General features: G+C 42.0%; 3 protein-coding genes. 1 reads left to right on the forward strand and 2 read right to left on the reverse strand.

The features are described from left to right. Positions 1-575 (forward strand): tetratricopeptide repeat protein (locus tag PX636_RS15830; RefSeq protein WP_288117778.1); only part of this gene is annotated, 575 nt, incomplete at its 5' end. Here PX636_RS15830 and PX636_RS15835 read toward each other — a convergent pair. Beyond that, on the reverse strand, positions 576-1,433 hold the full coding sequence (locus PX636_RS15835) for a DNA-formamidopyrimidine glycosylase (protein ID WP_149986598.1): 858 nt from the start codon (positions 1,431-1,433) through the stop codon (positions 576-578). Between the two features lie 115 nt (positions 1,434-1,548). Next, positions 1,549-2,864 (reverse strand): cytochrome c biogenesis protein (locus PX636_RS15840; RefSeq protein ID WP_288117779.1); only part of this gene is annotated, 1,316 nt, incomplete at its 5' end.

The following is a 2,864-nucleotide window of genomic DNA, read 5'->3' on the forward strand; positions in this document are numbered from 1 at the left end:
GCGATTTAAAGCAAGCGATCGAACCTTTAGAAAAATTAGCGCAACTTAACCCCCAACAATCCGATTATCTACTACTTTTGGCAGAAGCGAAACAGCAAATAGAGGACTATGCAGGAGCCACAGCCAGTTATCGCGCTCTTTTAGCCTCCCATCCCCAAGAGCTGCGGGCCTTGACCGGATTAACTAATTTATTTCTTAGCCAAAACCGCCCGATCGAGGCGATTAGTCTGGTCAAAGATACGCTTGATCGCGCTTTAAAAGCTGCTGCCGATCCCAATAATCCTGCTAGTTTAATCGATATCGTTTCCGTTCAGTTACTTTTAGGCAAAATCTATTTCGAGCAGCAAAATTATCCGGAAGCTTTAAACGCCTATAAACAAGCTCAACAGATGGATGTTAACGATTTCCGACCGATTGTGGCAGCGGCGATCGTACTGAAAGAACAGGGCAAAAATCAAGAGGCTCAACCCCTCTTTCAAGATGCTCTCAGTCGCGCTCCTTTTGCTTACAGACAGGAGATTCAGACCCTAGCCGACGAAAATAACAAAATTGAAGCCACAGCCCCTAATCAGTGATCAGCTTTTTCTCCCTTCTCCCCTTGAGACTTGACACTGGGGACAAAAATGAGCCGAGCGCCCACTTAATTTAATTCTGGCAATAGTTGCACCGCAAAGGCGACAATTTTCGCCATTACGACCGTAAACCCAGGCCATCGCCCCATAATTGCCATTAACTCCCGTAACGTGGAGAAAATCGCTAAAACTGGTTCCGCCTTCAGCGATCGCTGTTTCCAATACAGAAATAATGTTTTTTGTCAATAAGTCTATTTGCTCAATTTTCAAGAGATTAGCGGCAGTTTGGGGATGGATGCCACTTTTAAAAAGAACTTCATCTGCGTAGATATTGCCAATTCCTGCGACTACATTTTGATCGAGGAGAAAAGTTTTAATCGGACGACGACTTTTTTGACAGTGACTATAGAGGTAATCGGCGGTAAAATTGCGATCAAAGGGTTCTAGTCCCAGTTTTTTCAGACCGGTAATCACAGTTTCTGGGGTTTGATCGGCGGCAATCCACCAAATTTTCCCGAAAGTGCGGGTATCGACAAAGCGCAATTCTTGCTGATTGGCAAAAAAGAAGCGTAAGCGCGTATGAATCGGCAGGGGAGTGGTATCTTTTACCCAGAGCAATTGTCCGGTCATACGCAGATGAACCCCGATACTGCTACCATTATCTAAATTGGCGAGGAGATATTTGCCTCGGCGCTGCCAATTGGTAATCGTGGTCTGAGCAATTCCTTGCAGAAAAGTTGCCTCGCAATTAGGATAGGCTAGGGTACGCTGTAATAATACTTCCCCACCGATAATTTTTTGGCCCTGGGTAACTTGATTTAACCCGCGACGCACCGTTTCTACTTCTGGCAATTCTGGCATATAAGTAATTGGGGTTTACTGAAAAAGTTTGTTGGTGGAGTTAGGAGTCAGGAGTCAGGAGTCAGTAGATAAACAGAACTTTTCATCGGGAAACGACACCAGATTAAGGTCAATTCTACTTTAACTTTAGCCTTTCAATGGTATCAATTATTTCCCGTTCAAAACTGACTTGAGCGCGATTAGTTTTACCACCAATATAAAAGCGATCGCCAGATTGTAAAGCCCAAATTTGCGAATGGGAAAAGTAACTCATTACCACTCCCATCATCAATAAAGCAAAACCTAAATAGACGATAGGTACTCCTGGATCTGCCTTAATTTGTAAACCTGTACTGCCCACTAATTCGACTATTTTTAGATTAACTCCATTGATGGGAATCGTCATTCCTTCTCGTACAGCAGAGGTTAAATCTCCCTGAGCATCATAGACAATTACCGTACCTTGTAAATCTCTGGTTAAAAGAGAAACTCCCTCACTAAGATCGGTTTTAGTCGGAATCCAAGTTCCCCAGATTTGTCCATTACCTTTGGTGTCTAAACTAGCCATCGGTAGCTGTAGGATCGGACTATTATTCACCTGTACTTTTACCCCAGCAATCCCCCAACTGGTTTGATAAAAAGTCACCCCTTTATGGTGCAAAGGTTGATTAACTTGAATAGTTTTGCGATCGATCTCCTGTCCTTGATTATCGATCACCGACAAATCAGAATAAAATTGTTCTATATCACCTTTAGGACTATAATCAATCCAAAAACGATTAACTTTAATCCCCCAATCCTTAGGGAGAGAATTTTTAGATAAGGGTCCAGCTTCAATAATATTTTTCACCTGAAAACTATCGCCACTAGCTACCATTTCTTGAGCGAAAAACCCCGTTAACGCTCCCCAGATCGCTCCTGCTAAAATAATTAACATGGCTGCATGAACGATAATCGGACCGATTTTACCAATCAGACCTTTACGAGCATAAAGACTGTTATTTTCTAGAAAAACTTTGTAGCCTTTTTTTTCTAACAAGGGGGTGAGAGATTCTAGGGAACCAGTTTCTAATTCGGCACTTAAAGCTAGTTTTTGAAATTGGCGAGATTGTTGATAAAATTGCCAGTTTCTGGCCGCCTTTAAAGCGGGTAATTGTCGTCGGAAGGTGCAAGCGGTTAAACTGGAACCGAAGAGAATTAATAATGATAGATACCACCAAGTGCTATAAACATGATTTAATCCCATTATTAATAAAACTTTCCAAGTCAGAAAGCCAAATAAAGCGGGTTTTTCAGGATAATTAGCTTGGTAGAAAGATAGAGATTGACCCTGTTCTATTACCGTTCCAGAAATGCTAAAAATAGCGATTAAAAGTAAGAGGATAATTGCCAATCGTAGATCGGCAATAGTCTGGATAAATTTCCGTCCCCATTGAGGCGGTGTATTCTTTA

Source organism: Microcystis sp. M53598_WE2, assembly GCF_030067735.1.
Taxonomy (GTDB): Bacteria; Cyanobacteriota; Cyanobacteriia; order Cyanobacteriales; family Microcystaceae; genus Microcystis; species Microcystis aeruginosa.

What these genes read in the sequence shown, in the direction of transcription:
- PX636_RS15835 (WP_149986598.1), bottom strand. Translation starts at nt 1,433, where the DNA reads ATGCCAGAATTGCCAGAAGTAGAAACGGTGCGTCGCGGGTTAAATCAA.